Source organism: Nesterenkonia lacusekhoensis, assembly GCF_017876395.1.
GTDB lineage: Bacteria > Actinomycetota > Actinomycetes > Actinomycetales > Micrococcaceae > Nesterenkonia > Nesterenkonia lacusekhoensis.
In genome coordinates this window covers 1,636,003-1,651,425 of record NZ_JAGINX010000001.1, presented here as the reverse complement: position 1 = coordinate 1,651,425, position 15,423 = coordinate 1,636,003, and the positions used below count along the sequence as shown (strand labels likewise).

Sequence of the window (15,423 nt, the reverse complement as noted above, 5' to 3'; positions counted from 1 at the left end):
CGCGGGACAACCTCGGCCTGAAGCTTCGGGGTCACCCACGTGGCATCTGCGGCATCTTCGTCGGGGACGTCATTCACTGGGGGAGTCTTGCGTACCAGCTTCTCGAGCTGAGTTCTGAGGTCGTTCAAGGCAGCATCGCTGAAGCCGGTGCCGACCCGGCCGGCGTAGTGGAGCGCACCGTCGTCGTCGGGAAGCGCGAGCAAAAGGGAGCCGAAGGTGTTCTTGCGGCTGCCCTTGCCCTGGCGCCAGCCGATGATGGTGACGTCGGCATGGTTCTCGTGCTTGATCTTCACCCAGTCCTCAGACCTACGACCGGCGGCGTAGGTGCTGTCGGTGCGCTTGCACAGGATCCCTTCCAGCTTCAGCTCCTCGCTGACCTCCATGGCCTCATCAAGGGAGTCTCCCAGGTCGCCTGGAGCCTGAACATGCTGGCCCTCGCTGACTAGGTCCATGAGGAGACGTCGACGCTCGGCATAGGGCTCCTGCGTCAGATCGCCCTGCTCAGCGGTGTGCAGCACGTCAAAGAGCATGTAGTGGACGGGCGTCTTCTTCGCGGCCTGTTCGATCTCCCGCTTCTTGGTCAGGCGGCCACGCTTCTGCAGCAGGCCGAAATCCGGACGGCTGTTCGAGTTCAGTGCGACGACCTCCCCGTCCAGGATGGTCCCTGCGGGGACCAGGTCTGCCAGCTCGGTGAGTTCCGGGAAGGCCGCGGTCAGGTCTTTGCCGTTGCGGCTGCGCAGGGAGACGCCGTCGGCGTCGACCTTGGCCAGCATGCGGTAACCGTCCCATTTGCCCTCGAAGGTCCACCCTGTTCCGCGGATGTCTGAGGGGCTGCCGAGTGTGGCGAGCATAGGGGAGGGGAGCTGCAGGGGTTGATCCTGCGGTGAGGCGGTTTTTCGACTCGTCTTGGAACGCTTCGCCTCCGGTTGCTTCTTCATGAGCCGGATCAGCCACTGCTTATCCTCCTCGCCAGTCTTCACCAGGGCGTAGCGGCGAGGTTTGCCGCCCAGGCCGCCGTCGGGCTGTCCGTGGAGGGTGAAGACCACCTTGGACTCTTCCCACTTCTCGATGTCCACGGTGCCGGAGTCCCAGATGGTGACCTCGCCGCCGCCGTACTCGCCCTTGGGGATGGTGCCCTCGAACTCGGCGTATTCGAGCGGATGGTCCTCGGTCTGGACAGCCAACCGCTGGGTGCCCTGCTTCAGCGGAGGAGCCTTCGGCACTGCCCAGGAGACCAGGACGCCGTCGCGCTCCAGCCGAGTGTCGAAATGCAGGCGGCGGGCATGGTGCTCCTGGATCACGAAGATGGGGTCCTCGCTGCGGGCAGCGGGGGAGCCCGTGGGGACAGGTTCCGGTGTCTTGCCGGCGTCGCGCATGGAGCGGTAGGTGGTGAGTCGGTCCTCGGCGCCGTCGGTTTGGAAGACCGATGCTCCGAAGTCCTGCAAGGGATCCGTGCCCTGGGCTACCCGCTCCATGACCTGCCGGAAGTCCAGGTGCCCCAGATCAGGGTCTTCTAGCTCCTCCCAGGTGCGCGGCGCGGCCACATAGGGGCCGTCCGAGGAGCCCGGGCGCCCGCGCAGCGAGTAGGGGGCGACGGTGGTCTTGTTCCAGTGGTTCTGCGACCAATCGATGAAGACCTTGCCCTTGCGCTGGGACTTCTTCATGGAGCTGATCACCTCGTTCGGGTGATCCTTCTCCAGAGAGGTCGCCAACTCCTTCGCGACATCGGAGACCTGCTCTGAGGTGTAGGAGCCGTCCAGCGCGGCGTAGAGGTGCACGCCCTTCGAGCCGGAGGTCACCGGGACGGACGGCAGGCCCATGGCATTCAGGATCTCTCGGCACCAGCGGGCCACCTGTGCGCATTCGGACAGTCCCGTGCCGGGGCCTGGGTCCAGGTCCAGGACCAGCCGGTCGGGATTGCGGCGCTCGGTAGGGGAGGGGTCCTTCTTGCCTGCCTGTTTGGGTTCCCCGTCAAACCGCCACTGCGGCACGTGCAGCTCCAGGGCTGCGACCTGCCCGAACCACGCCAGCTCGGCCTCGGAGGTGGCCACCGGATAGGTGTTCACATGATCGGAGTGCTGCAGCGCCAGGCGATGGACCCACCGGGGAGCGGAGTCCTCGAGGTTCTTCCGGAAGAAGGCGTCGTTGGGCTCATCGGCAGTGCCCACGCCGTCGGGCCAGCGTTTGCGCGTGACCGGACGGCCGAGGACATGGGGAAGCATGACTGGCGCCACCGTCTGGAGGTACTCGATGACCTCAGCCTTCGTGGTGTCTGAGACAGGGAAGAGCACCTTGTCCAAGTTGGTGAGCTTCAGCTTCTTCCCGGAGATAGTGACCGTCTGCTGTGGGGCCATAGGGGCAGTGAAGCACGAGGTGGGGCGCTTGGAAAGAGTTGGAGCGTTTCCTCCCATGTCAGCTCACTTTGACATGTTCGACATAAAGCCCGAGATGGGGTCGGCGCGGCTCCCAGGGGAGCTAAGATTCTGCTCGGTAGTTCTTGAATGTGCTCGCATAGGGAGAGGAGCTCGCGCAATGGGGCTAATGGGTTGCCCCCGGAAGTAGGTCCACGCGTTATGCGGGCCGCGGTTTCTTCAATGGGTACAGATTTCAGCATACTCAGCCGGGCTGCGGTACCCGAGCGCTGAGTGGCGCCGGATGGTGTTGTATTCCTTCTTCCAATCCGTGATGATCACCCGAGCATGGGTCAAAGACCAGAAGCTGGTGATGTTCAGGCACTCATCCCGGATCCTGCTGTTGAAGGACTCCACGTACCCATTGCGCCACGGCGCACCCGGCGGGATGTAGTGGATCCCCGTGACCTCCCCGGCCCAGTCGGCCATCGCGTGGCAGATCAGCTCCGGGCCGTTGTCACACCGTAGGACCTCTGGAAGCCCCCGGTCAGCGGCGATAGCGTCGAGGTGGGCGGTGAGGTCATCACCGGTGATGCTGCGGGCCACGATCCCGCCCAGGCATTCGCGAGTGTGCTCATCGACGATCGAGGCGATCTTGATCGCCCGGCCCGTCTCATCGGCGTCGAATTGGAAGTCCACCGCCCACACCACATTCGGCGCGTCCGCCTGCGGGGCTTCCGCGGTGGAGGACCCCACGCGTTTGCGTCGACGTCTCACCGGAACCCGCAGGCCCTCTTCACGCCAGAGCCGCTGGACCTTCTTATGGTTGACCGCCCAGCCCTCGGCTCGGGCATCATGATAGGCCCGCCGGTAGCCCCAGCGCGGGTGGTCCTTTGCATAAGCCCGTAGCCAGGCCCGCAGCCCAGCATCAGGATCACCAGCGTTCTCAGACTTCAGTGCCCGGCGGAAGGCGGATCGGGCAAGCCCGGCCAGCGCGGTGGCTCTGCGTTCACTGATGCCCATGGTGGCCATCAGGTGTCGCGCAGCTGCTCGGCGCCGGTCCGGGCTTAGAAGTTTCCCTCCGCCAGCTCCTTCAGCGCGGCCTTCTCCAGCTCCGCCTCGGCCAGGAGCTTCTTGAGCCGGTCGTTTTGCTTCTGAAGTTCCTTCAGCCGTTTGGCGTCTTCGGCTTTGAGCCCGCCGTATTGGTTCTTCCACCGGTAGTAGGTGGCCTCGGTGACTCCCAGTTCGCGGGCGGTGGCGGCGACGTCGTGGCCTTCTGCCTGGAGCTTCTCAGCGTCTTGGAGCTTCCGGATGATCTGTTCCGGGGTATGGCGTCTTCTCTTGCTTGTCATGGTCACACCAGTTTTCCTGCCCGGAGCGTCGGGCGCTAGTGCGACTCTCATAACTCGTGGACCGAAATTAGGGGGTCATGCCACTAAGTGCGTTCTGCCTTGAGGAGCTTTTCGCCGTCGGCGGTTTACGAGCCATGCGTTTACTAGGCGTTGAAACGAACTAGCTATCAATCGTCGCAAGGGATGCGAGTTGGGGATCTAATTAGTCCCAAGCTCAGGAGGGGAATGAAATTGAGGACATCATGGGTGTTCTTCGCCGCGCTAGTCCTGGCAGCTACGGCTGGTTGTTCCGATTCGGCGGAAGCACAGTTAGACCAGGAGGAGACATCTCTCCTGCGGCTGGCTTATGAAGACTGCGCCGAGGGTGAAGAGCACGGAAACGTTCTTAGCTACGACTCGGAGTATGACGTGCTGGTTGCTGAGAATGTCTATGTCCAGCCGTCGGATCGGTCATATTTGGGCGACGAAACCTACGAGGCTGTTGTCGAAGGGATCTCTGAGAGGGCTCGAATCTACGAGTGCGCCCTCGACCGGATCGCTGTTCCGGAACACGTGCTCAGCGATATCTCCCGAACACGCGCATTGGACGGAACCCGGTCTACTTCGTGGGGAGACTTTGAAGCCTCCTGGACCTACCATCCGAGTAATGGACTGAATATTCAGTTCGAGGACCGACGCTCGGAATAGCTCGCTCTGCGTTGTTCTCCGCTAGTTGATACTCAGCTCTTCAGGAACCGCCGCAACACCTCAGTGAACACCTGCGGCTGCTCGGCGTGCACCCAGTGGCCGGCATTCTTGACGGTGGTCTGGAAGACCCGCGGGAACAGCTCGCGCATCACCGGCTCGGCGCGTTCTTCCACGTAGTCGGACTTCGCTCCGGCGATCCACAGCACCGGGCCCTCGTACTGCTCCTCGCTGAACTCGGGGAAGTCGCCGATCTCGTCCAGGCTCTCGTGCAGCAGGTCCAGGTTGGACTTCCAGGCGAGGCCCTCGGCCCCGCTCTCCAGGCTCTGCAGCAGGAACCCGCGCACCATGTCCTCCGGGATGGGCTCGCGCAGCTGTGCGTCGGCGTCGCGGCGTGAGCCCAGCTGCTCCAGGTCCAGTTGGCGCAGGTGACCGAGCAGGTGGTCGAACTCATCCATATCCGCTCGCTTCACCGGGGAGATGTCCACGATCACCAGGCTGCGGATCAGCTCCGGGTGCCGCAGCGCCAGGCACATGGCGACCTTGCCGCCCATCGAATGCCCCACCAGATGTACCGGCTCCTCAGCCGCAGCTCCGGAACGCAGCTGCTCGGCCACCAGGTCAGCCTGCTCGATGTAGCTGAACGTCTCCGTCCAGTCCGAGGCCCCGTGATTGGGCAGGTCCACCAGCACCGAGCGGAACTCAGGCTGCAGCCCCTTGGCGATCTGGGTGAAGTTCTTCCCCTGCCCGAAGAGCCCGTGCAGGAAGACCACCGTCTGGCCGGCGTCGCCGAGAGTCTGAGTGCTGAGGGAGAACGAACGGTCGGTCATCACGAGCCTTCCTGCTGTGCTGTCGTGTGCTGCGCCAGTGCTGAGGTTGTGCCGCGCCCGCGCTGCAGATGTGCTGAGCCGGACTAGGTCATGCGCCCTCGCCACTCTACGCGCTGGATGTTTGGATAGGCCCATGCGAGCTATCTGGTCAGGGGAAGTGTCCTTCGGGTTGGTCAGCGTGCCGGTCAAGCTGTACTCGGCCACGCAGAGCCACGATGTCAGCCTCCATCAGGTCCACGACGCCGACGGCGGACGCATCCGCTATCAGCGCCGCTGTGAGGTCTGTGAGAAGAAGATCGACTTCAAAAACATCGACCGCGCCTATGACGACGGCGAATCCACGGTGGTCATCACCAAAGACGAAATGGAGGAGCTGCCGGCGGATGAGTCCAAAGAGATCGCCGTCGAGCAGTTCGTGCCCGAGGACCAGATCGACAGCCTGGTCCTGGACAAGGCCTACTTCTTGGAGCCGGCCGGAAAGTCCGCGAAATCCTATGTGCTGCTGCGCCGAACGCTCGAGGACGCCGAGCGCGTCGCCGTCGTGAAGTTCACGCTGCGCTCACGCACCCGGCTGGCCGCCCTGCGGGTCCGCGACGACGTCATCATCCTGCAGACCATGCGCTGGGCTGATGAGATGCGCGACGCCGACTTCGACATCCCCCAGTCCAAGGTCACCAAGAAGGAGCTGGAGATGGCGGCCTCCCTGGTGGAGTCCTATTCGGAAGACTTTGAGCCTGAGCGTTTCACCGACGAATACCAGGAGCAGCTCCAGGAGCTCATCGACGAGAAGCTCGAACACGGCGAGGAGATCGACACTGAGGCCACCTTCGGTGACCCGGAGGAGGACGAAGGCGAGGGCAACGTCGTCGACCTCATGGAGGCGCTGAAGAAGTCCGTGGACGATCGGCGGAAGAAGGGCAGCGGGGGCTCAGGGAAGTCCGGCGGCTCCATGTCCGAGGGCTCGAAATCGGGGAGTTCCAAGAAGTCCAGCGGCTCCGGAAAGTCCGGAAGTTCTCAGAAGTCCGGCGGCTCCAGACAGAAGAAAGCCAGCTGACCCGAGCCTCAAGGGCTCAGGCCAACTGGCCTTCAACGGTGCTGCTCAGGCGTCAGGCCGCCCGGTTGAGCAGTCGGTCCACGCTGAAGCGGCCGGCGCCGCGGGCGGTGAGGATGATCAGCCCAGCGAAGATCGCCAGGACCAACTCGTAGCCGCCGGCGTCGACGAAGATCCCCGCCTCCAGGTGCACCAGGAACAGGGCGCTGAGCATGCTGATCACGTTGATCAGTGCCACCAGCGGGGTCAGCACGCCCAGGATCAGCAATGCGCCGCCGACCAGCTCGGCGAAGGTCACTACGCCTGCCGTGACAGACGGTGCCGGCACGCCCATGCCCGCGAAGGAGTCGCCGGTTCCGGCGATGGTCCACTCATCGAACTTCTGCCAGCCGTGGGCGATGAGGATGATGCCCAGGGCGACGCGTGCCACCAGCAGGGCGAGGTCGGTGAGGATGGGGCTCTTGGACGAGGGGTTCACCAGAAGGCGCACGGGCTCTCTCCTGTTCGTTGATGTTGCCAAGGTTGTAGATACAACGAAAACCGTAGAGCATGAATAGTTGTAGCTACAAGCTGATGCGGGATAATGAGAGAGTGAACACTCGTTGGCTCTCCTCCCGTGAACTGTCCTCCTGGGCCCGGCTGGCCTCCATCCTGGAGGCGTTGCCGCCCCTGCTGGATTCGCAGCTGCGGCGTGACGCGGGGCTGACCCATTTCGACTACCGAGTGCTCGCCCTGCTCTCGGAGACGGAGGGGCGCACGGTCCGGATGAGCTTCCTGGCCAAGGCCAACAACGCGACGCTGCCGCGGCTCTCCCATGTGATCCAGCGGCTGGAGGAGCGCGGCTATGTCGAGAGGCTCGCCTCAGCCGAGGATCGCCGGGCTACCGATGTCTGGCTCACCGACGAGGGGTGGGAGAAGATCCGTTCTGCCGCGCCGGGGCATGTGGAGATGGTGAGAGAGCACGTCCTGGACCCGCTCACCGAGGAGCAGGTGGACCACCTCGGGACGATCGCCGAGCAGATCCTTCGCCGCCTGGACCCCGACGGAGAGCTGCGACCCGTCTACGGAAAGCACGACGACGACTGAGCAGCTCTGCCCCTGTCGACCGCTGGTGAGCCAGCCTCAGGGGCGGATCTCAGCAGCCCGCGGATGATCCTCCCAGGGCGCCCGGGCGTCGCGCAGCTTACCGGCCCCGGTGCGGACCGCATGCAGAGCCAGGATCCCGTTGGCCGCACTCGGGTTATGGATCCTGCCGGACAGCACAGCCTGGACTGCCTCAGCCAGGGGCACCCACGCGGTGGTGATCTCAGCTTCCTCCGCCTCACGGGTATGGCGCTCAGCCTCAGGAACCTCGGTGAGCCCCTCGGCCAGGTAGATGCGGATCGCCTCATTGTTGGCGCCCGGAGTGGTGTAGAAGTCCAGGAGCGTCTGCCAGGTCTGTGCCTGCAGATCCGCTTCTTCGGCCAACTCGCGCTGCGCGGCCTCCAGCATGGGTTCGCCGTCCACATCCAGCAGCCCCGCCGGGATCTCCCAGAGCTTCATCCGCACCGGGTGCCGGTACTGGTTGATCAGCAGCACCCGGTCCTGCTCATCCACCGCCAGTACAGCCACGGCGCTGAGGTGTCTGAGGTAGACCCGGCGCAGCGTCTCACCGCGCTCGCCGAAGGCGAAGGTGTCCTCCACCGCATCGAAGATCGGAGTGGTCAGCACTCGCTCGGAGCTCTGAACGGGCAGGTCAGCGGGGGAGTCCTGGATGCTCATACCTCACCCTATGCATGTCCGGGGGCCTCTGTGCAGACCCCCCGCCGGGCCGGCGTCGCGGGTTCCTGTACCCTGACTCCCTATGCGCGTGACGATCGAACCCCATACCGAAGGCATCCTCAACGCCGACCCCGGCTCCACCGTCCGGCGCACCGTCCTTCCCTCCGGAGTGCGCGTGCTGACCGAGGAGATGCCCGCGCAGCGCTCGATCACCATCGGGTTCTGGATCGCAGTGGGCTCCCGCGACGAGGCTGACCACCAGCACGGTTCCACCCACTTCCTGGAGCACCTGCTGTTCAAGGGCACCCGGCAACGCTCCGCCCTGGACATCGCCGCGGCCTTCGACGCCGTGGGCGGGGAATCCAACGCCATGACCGGCAAGGAATCCACCTGCTACTACGCCCGAGTGCTGGATACCGACCTGCCCATGGCCGTGGACGTGCTGACCGATATGGTCACCTCCGCCACCCTCGACCCGGCCGAGATGGAGACCGAGCGCGGGGTCATCCTCGAAGAGCTCGCCATGGACGAGGACGACCCGATGGACGTGGCCCACGAGCGCTTCGGCGAACAGGTCATGGACGGCCACCCGCTGGGCCGGCCCATCGGCGGTACTCCCGAGGAGATCAAGGCCGCCACCAGTGAGGACGTCTTCGCCCACTTCAAGCGCTGGTACACCCCCGGCGAGCTGGTCATCACCGCCGCCGGCGGCCTGGACCACGACCACCTCTGCCGCCTGATCACCGAGGCGCTGGGCAGATCCTCCTGGGACATCAGCACTCCGGGCTCGCCGGCCGAACGCCGGGTGGGCCACGAGGAGCTCATCTCGGTGCGCGAAGGCGTGGAGACCATCACCAAGCCGATCGAGCAGGCCCAGGTCATCCTGGGCGGCCGCGGCGGATCTGCCTCCGACCCGGACCGATTTTCGCTCTCGGTGCTGCACGCGGTGCTGGGTGGAGGTATGTCCTCCCGGCTGTTCCAGGAGGTCCGCGAGCGCCGCGGCCTGGCCTACTCCACCTACTCCTTCTCCGCAGCCTTCACCGACGCCGGCCACTTCGGCCTCTACGCCGGCTGCCTGCCGGAGAAGGTCGACCAGGTCACCGGCGTGCTGACCTCCGAGCTGGAACGCATCGCCACCGAGCCGGTCACCGAGGAGGAGCTCGCCCGAGCCAAGGGTCAGCTGCGCGGCGGCACAGTGCTGGGCATGGAGGAGACCTCCTCACGGATGTCCCGATTGGGCCGGGCAGAGCTGGTCCGCGGCGAGTTCGTGGATATCTCCGACACCCTCAGCCAGCTCGAACAGGTCACCGCCGAGGACGTGCTGCGCGTGGGCCGCCGCATGGCGGAATCCCCGCGCGCGGTGACCGTGGTGGCGCCGAGCTGACGCTGGGGCTTTGCAAGAAAATCGGTCTTCTCCTTGGAAGGCGGTTCAGCTGCTCCAAGAGGACTTACATTCTCCTCCTGTAAATGTAAGTAAAACCCTCGTATGCTTACATTGTGAAGCCAGAGCAGTTCAGTCCGGAAGCGCCAGGCACGCTCCGTCGTATTCAAGGTGTAGATCCTAGAACCCAAAAGAGCTGGGAGACCCATGCCTTCCTCCCACACGATCTGCCCCTTGAGCTGACCCTCAACCCCGACGTTCAGCTCACGCTCGGAAAGGCAGATCGTGCGCTGGGTGGGCTCAACGCGTTCTTGTCCCTGATTCCCAATCCACAGTGGCTCGTCCGGCCGTCACTGTCTCGTGAAGCGGTCTCGACCTCAGCCCTCGAAGGGACATACGCGTCTCTGGAGGAGGTCATGGAGGCGGACTATCTGGATGAGAAGGCTTCAAGCGCTCAAGTCCGTGAGGTTCGAAACTACCTGGATGCGGCGGACCGTTCACTGGAGCTGCTCAAGACCCGCCCCGTTTCCCGACGGCTGCTGGAAGAGCTCCAGCTCATCCTGGTGAAGGGCACACGAGGGGAAGCCTATGACTCCGGACAGATCCGACAGAGGCAGGTATTCATCGGTGGCAGCGGCCGGTCTGTCCAGGACGCTCGCTTTGTCCCGCCGCCGCCGGGAGAGGCGTTGGACGAAGGGATTTCATCATGGGAAAAGTGGATCAACACTGCTGAACGTATCCATCCTCTGGTGCGGGTGGCGCTGGGGCACTACCAATTTGAGACCCTGCATCCGTTCTCTGACGGAAACGGGCGCATCGGTCGTCTGGTGGTCACGCTCCAGCTCATAGACCAAGGTCTGCTCGATTACCCGGTGCTGAATCTGGCGTCCTGGCTTGAGCCGCGGCGTGATGAATATATAGACCTTCTACTGGCGGTGAGTCAGACAGGAGCCGTTGAAGAGTGGCTGACGTTCTTTCTTCGTGGTGTGGCTGAACAGGCAGAAGCGACAACCAATACCATGAAGGACCTGCTGGCGCTCCGAGAAAGCATGCTGAACCAACTGCGGGAAGCGAAGGACCGGAGCATCGCCACACGTATAGCAGGTGATCTGATCGAAACTCCCATTTTTGACGTGGCTGCGGTCGCTCGTCGCTACGAGGTCACTCATCAGGCGGCGAGTAACGCAGTGCGTAAGCTGACAGACCTAAACCTCGTAGAGCAGGTGGGGCAGAGCGACTATAAGCGGCTCTATATCTCTCGGCACGTTATGGAGATTCTGAACTCTCTCTGATCGCGATGCCCTGAACGGGGTGGCTTAGGCCGAGACGCCCCAAGACCCGTCGGCCCTCAACCCCCGGCAAACGGAGGCAGCACATCCAGCTGGTCGCCGGGGGAGAGGGTGCCGCTCTCACGCTTGGTGCGCACGCCGTTGACCAGGAATGAGCTGCGCGAGCACACCCGCTCCAGCGACGGCGCCTCGATCAGCTCCGGCAGCCGAGCCAGGAACTCATCCAGCCCCTGATCCTCGCTCAGCGCCAGCTGACGTTCCTCGGTTCCGGCGGCCTCAGCTGCGCCGGCATAGAAGCGGACTGTGACCATTCCAACCGTGACCGCGCCAGTGGTGGTGCCGGCGTCGGCGTCGGGTGCTGTGTTCTGCCCAGCCGCATTCTCCGAAGCTGTGGTCTCTGTGCTCATGCTCAGCCTCCGATCGCGCTCATCGAACGTCCCGGCCGGTGGAAGGACTCCAGCTCAAAACCGGGCCGGTCCGTGCCGTGGGCGGCGGGCTTGACCCACATGGCCTCTGCCCAGCGCTGGGCCACATCGGCGTCGGTGGCCTCCGGGTCCCGCAGAATATGCATCAGGTCGAACTCCTCATTCGAGAACAGGCAGCTCATCACCCGGCCCTCCGCGGTGATGCGAGTGCGCCGGCAGTCGGCGCAGAACGGCTCCGTCACCGAGGCGATCACCCCCACCCGGCCGAGGAACGTACCGGCACCGTGTGCGCCGGCGTCGTGCTTGTCATCGTCGTCCTTGTCACCGCCGTGCGGCTCATAGACGTCGAAGCGCTCGGCCGGGGCGCCGTCGCGGTTCTCCTGCGACGGGACCAGCCGGAACCGCTGGGACAGCAGCTCACGGGTCTCGGCGGCACTGACCGTGCCCTCGCGCTTCCAGTTCTCCTCGCCGTCCAGGGGCATCTGCTCGATGAACCGCAGCTCATAGCCCTGCTCCAAGGACCAGGCCAGCAGCTCCGGGGCCTCCCGGTCATTGATGCCGCGCATCAGCACCGCGTTGATCTTCAGCGGCGTCAGCCCGGCCTGGGCAGCGGCCTCCACCCCGGTGAGCACCTTGTCCAGCGAATCCCGCCGGGTCAGCTGAGCGAAGGTCTCCCGGTGCAGCGAATCCAAGGAGACGTTGATCCGGCTCAGTCCGGCGTCGGCCAGCGCCTGGGCCTTCTTCTCCAGACCGATCGCGTTGGTGGTCATCGCGATCGGAAGATCCGGGTGATCCGCACGCAGCCCGGAGATGATCTCCAGCAGGTCGGCCCTGACCAGCGGCTCTCCGCCGGTCAGGCGCAGCTCCCGGATGCCCAGGGTCTCCACCGCCAGCCGCACCAGACGTCGGATCTCATCCGGGGTCATCAGCTGGTCCTTCTTCAGCCACGGCAGGCCCTCGGCAGGCATGCAGTAGGTGCAGCGCAGATTGCACTTATCGATCAGCGAGATCCGCAGGTCCGTGGCTCGGCGCCCGAAGGAGTCCATCAGGCCCTGGGCGGGGTCAGCCCCGTCGACGTCGCGGGGGAGCGAGGGCATCCCCAGGGCAACCGGTGCAGCCGATCCAGTCATCCCTCCAGTCTAGAGGTCTGCGGTACGTAGACTGGAGCCCATGTCCTCCGATTCCCAACGCGCCTCCGTGGAGACGCACATCCAGCGGCTGACCGACGTGCTGGGTGCCGCGATCAGCAGCCGCGCCGTCGAGACCGTCCAGCTCTCCACCAGCGGACTGGTGGGCCGGCTGGCCGCTGAGACCCTCACCGCCCCCATCCCGCTGCCCGGGTTCGACAACTCGCAGATGGACGGGTTCGCCGTGCGGATCCACGACATCACCCCCGACGACGCCGGCCGGGCCGCTCTGCCGCTGGCCGGGGCCGTCGCCGCCGGCTCCGACCACGCCGAGCTCCCGCCCGGTGCCGCCATGGCGGTGATGACCGGTGCCCCCATCCCAGAAGGCGCGGATCTGGTCATCCCGGTGGAGAAGACCACAGCAGGCTCCTTCGACCACATGGAGCTGCCCGAGGAACCGGAGCCGGAGGCCCCGCACCACCGCAAGCATCGCTTCTTCGGCTATAAGGCCCCGCTGCTGATGAGCACTGAGCTCTACCAGACCGAACCTGCCGAATCGCCCCTGGAGACCGGCACCAGTGTGGAGTTCCTCGGACTGATCCCGGCTGACCTGGAGCCGGGGAGGTTCATCCGCCGGGCCGGCTCCGACATCGCCGTGGGGGACACGCTGCTGGAGCAGGGCATGGTGCTCACCCCCGCCCGGCTGGGCGTGCTGGCGGCCTGCGGGGTCACCGAGGTGACGCTGGTGACCCGCACCAAGGTCCTGGTGCTCAGCACCGGCGACGAAGTCCGTACCCCCGGCTCCGTCCTGCGTCCCGGTCAGCTCTATGACGCGAATTCCTCGCTGATCGCCGCCACGCTGGAGACCTTCGGCTGCGCCGTGGAGACCGCCCGAGTGGGCACTGATGATCCCAGCTGGTTCATGGAGAATCTCGAGGCCCTCGTGGCACTGCACCATCCGCATGTGATCGTCACCGCCGGCGGCATCAGCAAGGGCGCCTACGAGGTGGTCCGCCAAGCCTTGGGCTCACGGGGCGTGGAGTTCGGCTCCGTGGCCCAGCAGCCCGGCGGTCCTCAGGGCTGGGGACTGATCCACGTGGAGAGCCCCGCCCGGGAGGACCCTCCGCTGGCGGTGGTGGCCCTGCCGGGCAACCCGGTCAGTTGCGCCGTCAGCCTGGAGACTCTGGTCCGGCCGGCGTTGGCCGCCGTCGGCTCGGTCTGCCCGCCGCAGCGCCGCGTGAAGGTCCGGGTGGACGAGCAGCTGAGCTCCCCGGCGGGTCTGCGGCAGTTCCGCCGGGTCCGGTTCACCGCTGAGGATGTGGTGGAGACCGTGGGCGGGCCGAGCTCACACCTGCTGGGCAGCCTGGCCCAGGCGGACGCCCTGCTGGAGATCCTCGAAGACGACACGGAGCTGGCCCCCGGCACCGTGCGCGAAGCGATCCTGCTGACCGGAAGGAAGGCTCATGGCTGAGACCTCACACCTGACCCACGTCCGTGCCGACGGCAGCGCCCACATGGTGGATGTCTCCGGCAAGGACATCACCTCCCGCACCGCCCGAGCCCAGGCCGTGGTCACCACCACCGACGAGGTGATCGGCCTGCTCGGCCAGGACGGCCTGCCCAAGGGCGATGCGCTGGGCACCGCGCGCATCGCCGGGATCATGGCGGCCAAGAAGACCCCGGAGCTGGTGCCGCTGTGCCACCCTCTGCCGGTGGCCAAGGTGACCGTGGACTTCCAGCTGGGAACCCCCGACGCCGCCAGCGTGCTGATCACCACAGAGGTCAAGACCACCTCCCGCACCGGCGTGGAGATCGAGGCGCTCACCGCCGCCTCTGTGGCCGCTCTGACCCTCTACGACATGATCAAAGCCGTGGACAAGTCTGCGGTGATCGGCGACCAGAAGGTCCTGTCCAAGACCGGCGGGGCCAGTGGGGAGTGGAGCCGCGATGAGTGATCAGGATGGGACAGACATGACCGACAGCTCAGAGATTGCTGACAGTTCGGAGGCCAGTGACCGGGTGATCGCCCCAGTGATCGTCTCCAGCCGGGCGGCCACCGGAGTCCGCGAGGACGAATCCACTCCGGTGATCGCCGAATTCGCAGAGTCCATCGGCTTCGGCTGCCGGCCCCCGGTGCTCATCCCGGATGGGGAGGGCGTGCTCGCTGCGCTCTCCGAGCTGCTGGTCCAGATCGCCCCGGCGGTCATCATCACCTCCGGCGGCACAGGGCTGACCCCCGATGACCTCACTCCGGAGTACACCAAGCCGCTGCTGGACAAGGAGATCCCCGGAATCATGGAGGCGGTGCGCGCCCATGGCCGGGAGAACACGCCGTTGGCCGCGCTCAGCCGCGGAATGGCCGGCGTGGCCGAAGGTACGGTCATCGTGAACCTGCCGGGTTCGCCGAAGGCAGTCCGCGAAGGCATGGAGGTCCTGTCCGAGCTGCTCCCGCACCTGTGCGACCAGGTGGCTGACATCCGCAGGCATGATGCCTGGGGCGGCGACGGCCGCGGGGACGGCCTGGGCGGAGCGGCCGGATGAGTGCTGCGGCAGAGTCTGACGATCATTCGCTGCTCAACCGTGAAGGCCTGACCGCCGAGCAGTCGGCGGAGAGCGCCGAGGACCGGGTGGTCGCCGCCTTCCTCGGCGAGCAGCCCCTGGACCCGGCCCAGGCGGAGGCGCAGGCCTGGTCGGAGCGGGCGGGCGCCGTCGTCGTCTTCTCCGGGATTGTGCGCAACCACGACGCCGGCCAGCCGGTCCATACGCTGAACTACACGGCCCACCCGAGTGCGGAGCAGAGACTGAAGGAGGTCGCCCTCGGGCTGGCCGCCGAGCATGAGAGCATCCGCGTGTGGGTGGGTCACCGTGTGGGCGGCCTGGAGATCGGCGATCACGCCCTGGTGGCGGCCGTGGCCTCCGGGCACCGGCAGGAGGCCTTCGCGGCCTGTGCCGACCTGGTGGAGCAGATCAAGGCTGAGGTGCCCATCTGGAAGGAGCAGTTCTTCGCAGACGGCACCAGAGAATGGGTAGGCCTGTAGGACCACGCGCCCCCACGCTGAGTAACCTGCCGAATTGCGTACCCCGTTGTGGTGAATACGGGGATCGCGTACTCCATTCACGACAATGGGGTACACGATCCGGCCGGCAACGGGGTACGCGATCCGGCCGGCCC

15 protein-coding genes and 1 pseudogene are annotated in these 15,423 nt (G+C 65.5%); 9 read left to right on the top strand and 7 right to left on the bottom strand.

Annotated elements, in window-relative coordinates; genetic code table 11:
• Positions 1–11: 11 nt before the first annotated feature.
• Positions 12–2,354 (bottom strand): annotated as a pseudogene (locus tag JOF45_RS13305) (ATP-dependent DNA ligase); the annotation flags it as partial.
• A gap of 237 nt (positions 2,355–2,591) precedes the next feature.
• A protein-coding gene (locus JOF45_RS07805; protein ID WP_210051256.1) for an IS3 family transposase occupies positions 2,592–3,703 on the bottom strand; the annotation gives its coding sequence in 2 pieces (ribosomal slippage) (positions 2,592–3,433 and positions 3,433–3,703; 1,113 coding nt in all).
• Between the two features lie 246 nt (positions 3,704–3,949).
• On the opposite strand from JOF45_RS07805, the gene JOF45_RS07800 reads away from it, so the two are divergent.
• Complete coding sequence (locus tag JOF45_RS07800) at positions 3,950–4,390, top strand: hypothetical protein (protein WP_210048906.1); 441 nt, start codon at positions 3,950–3,952, stop codon at positions 4,388–4,390.
• Between the two features lie 32 nt (positions 4,391–4,422).
• On the opposite strand, the gene JOF45_RS07795 is transcribed toward JOF45_RS07800, so the two are convergent.
• Positions 4,423–5,217 (bottom strand): alpha/beta fold hydrolase, encoded by a 795-nt coding sequence (locus JOF45_RS07795; RefSeq protein WP_210048904.1) that lies wholly within the window; start codon positions 5,215–5,217, stop codon positions 4,423–4,425.
• 133 nt (positions 5,218–5,350) lie between these two features.
• On the opposite strand from JOF45_RS07795, the gene ku reads away from it, so the two are divergent.
• Positions 5,351–6,271 (top strand): non-homologous end joining protein Ku, encoded by a 921-nt coding sequence (gene ku / locus JOF45_RS07790; protein WP_210048902.1) that lies wholly within the window; start codon positions 5,351–5,353, stop codon positions 6,269–6,271.
• 52 nt (positions 6,272–6,323) lie between these two features.
• On the opposite strand, the gene JOF45_RS07785 is transcribed toward ku, so the two are convergent.
• On the bottom strand, positions 6,324–6,758 hold the full coding sequence (locus tag JOF45_RS07785; RefSeq protein WP_188682525.1) for a DoxX family protein: 435 nt from the start codon (positions 6,756–6,758) through the stop codon (positions 6,324–6,326).
• Positions 6,759–6,859: 101 nt separating this feature from the next.
• Between JOF45_RS07785 and JOF45_RS07780 the strand changes: the two genes are divergently transcribed.
• Positions 6,860–7,354, top strand: a complete 495-nt coding sequence (locus tag JOF45_RS07780; RefSeq protein ID WP_342591435.1) for a MarR family winged helix-turn-helix transcriptional regulator — start codon at positions 6,860–6,862, stop codon at positions 7,352–7,354.
• Positions 7,355–7,390: 36 nt separating this feature from the next.
• Here the strand turns inward: JOF45_RS07780 and JOF45_RS07775 are convergent, their stop codons facing one another.
• Positions 7,391–8,029, bottom strand: coding sequence for an NUDIX domain-containing protein (locus JOF45_RS07775; protein ID WP_210048898.1), 639 nt, complete (start codon positions 8,027–8,029; stop codon positions 7,391–7,393).
• Positions 8,030–8,111: 82 nt separating this feature from the next.
• Between JOF45_RS07775 and JOF45_RS07770 the strand changes: the two genes are divergently transcribed.
• Both JOF45_RS07770 and JOF45_RS07765 read left to right on the top strand, forming a co-directional pair.
• Positions 8,112–9,413, top strand: coding sequence for a M16 family metallopeptidase (locus JOF45_RS07770; protein WP_210048897.1), 1,302 nt, complete (start codon positions 8,112–8,114; stop codon positions 9,411–9,413).
• A 113-nt stretch (positions 9,414–9,526) separates the two neighbouring features.
• A complete protein-coding gene (locus JOF45_RS07765) occupies positions 9,527–10,702 on the top strand; it encodes a Fic family protein (protein WP_210048896.1) in 1,176 nt (391 codons plus the stop codon).
• Positions 10,703–10,758: 56 nt separating this feature from the next.
• Here JOF45_RS07765 and JOF45_RS07760 read toward each other — a convergent pair whose 3' ends face one another.
• Both JOF45_RS07760 and moaA read right to left on the bottom strand, forming a co-directional pair.
• Positions 10,759–11,106, bottom strand: a complete 348-nt coding sequence (locus JOF45_RS07760) for a MoaD/ThiS family protein (protein WP_210048895.1) — start codon at positions 11,104–11,106, stop codon at positions 10,759–10,761.
• 2 nt (positions 11,107–11,108) lie between these two features.
• A complete protein-coding gene (moaA, locus tag JOF45_RS07755; protein ID WP_378578629.1) occupies positions 11,109–12,254 on the bottom strand; it encodes a GTP 3',8-cyclase MoaA in 1,146 nt (381 codons plus the stop codon).
• A 40-nt stretch (positions 12,255–12,294) separates the two neighbouring features.
• Here moaA and JOF45_RS07750 point away from each other — a divergent pair, with 40 nt between their 5' ends.
• From JOF45_RS07750 to JOF45_RS07735, 4 genes are read left to right on the top strand one after another with little or no spacing between them, the layout of a single operon-like run.
• Positions 12,295–13,722: a molybdopterin molybdotransferase MoeA gene (locus JOF45_RS07750; RefSeq protein ID WP_210048894.1), complete on the top strand. Its 1,428-nt coding sequence runs from the start codon at positions 12,295–12,297 to the stop codon at positions 13,720–13,722.
• Positions 13,715–14,206 (top strand): cyclic pyranopterin monophosphate synthase MoaC, encoded by a 492-nt coding sequence (gene moaC, locus JOF45_RS07745; RefSeq protein WP_210048893.1) that lies wholly within the window; start codon positions 13,715–13,717, stop codon positions 14,204–14,206. The genes JOF45_RS07750 and moaC overlap by 8 nt, the downstream gene beginning before the upstream one ends.
• Positions 14,207–14,222: 16 nt before the next feature.
• On the top strand, positions 14,223–14,792 hold the full coding sequence (locus JOF45_RS07740) for a MogA/MoaB family molybdenum cofactor biosynthesis protein (RefSeq protein ID WP_210048892.1): 570 nt from the start codon (positions 14,223–14,225) through the stop codon (positions 14,790–14,792).
• Positions 14,789–15,289, top strand: a complete 501-nt coding sequence (locus JOF45_RS07735; protein WP_210048890.1) for a molybdenum cofactor biosynthesis protein MoaE — start codon at positions 14,789–14,791, stop codon at positions 15,287–15,289. The genes JOF45_RS07740 and JOF45_RS07735 overlap by 4 nt, the downstream gene beginning before the upstream one ends.
• Positions 15,290–15,423 lie beyond the last annotated feature (134 nt).

Coding starts and splice junctions, on each gene's coding strand:
- JOF45_RS07795 (WP_210048904.1), bottom strand. CDS start 5,217: ATGACCGACCGTTCGTTCTCCCTCAGCACTCAGACTCTCGGCGACGCC.
- ku (WP_210048902.1), top strand. CDS start 5,351: ATGCGAGCTATCTGGTCAGGGGAAGTGTCCTTCGGGTTGGTCAGCGTG.
- JOF45_RS07775 (WP_210048898.1), bottom strand. CDS start 8,029: ATGAGCATCCAGGACTCCCCCGCTGACCTGCCCGTTCAGAGCTCCGAG.
- JOF45_RS07770 (WP_210048897.1), top strand. CDS start 8,112: ATGCGCGTGACGATCGAACCCCATACCGAAGGCATCCTCAACGCCGAC.
- JOF45_RS07760 (WP_210048895.1), bottom strand. CDS start 11,106: ATGAGCACAGAGACCACAGCTTCGGAGAATGCGGCTGGGCAGAACACA.
- moaA (WP_378578629.1), bottom strand. CDS start 12,254: ATGACTGGATCGGCTGCACCGGTTGCCCTGGGGATGCCCTCGCTCCCC.
- JOF45_RS07750 (WP_210048894.1), top strand. CDS start 12,295: ATGTCCTCCGATTCCCAACGCGCCTCCGTGGAGACGCACATCCAGCGG.
- moaC (WP_210048893.1), top strand. CDS start 13,715: ATGGCTGAGACCTCACACCTGACCCACGTCCGTGCCGACGGCAGCGCC.
- JOF45_RS07740 (WP_210048892.1), top strand. CDS start 14,223: ATGACCGACAGCTCAGAGATTGCTGACAGTTCGGAGGCCAGTGACCGG.
- JOF45_RS07735 (WP_210048890.1), top strand. CDS start 14,789: ATGAGTGCTGCGGCAGAGTCTGACGATCATTCGCTGCTCAACCGTGAA.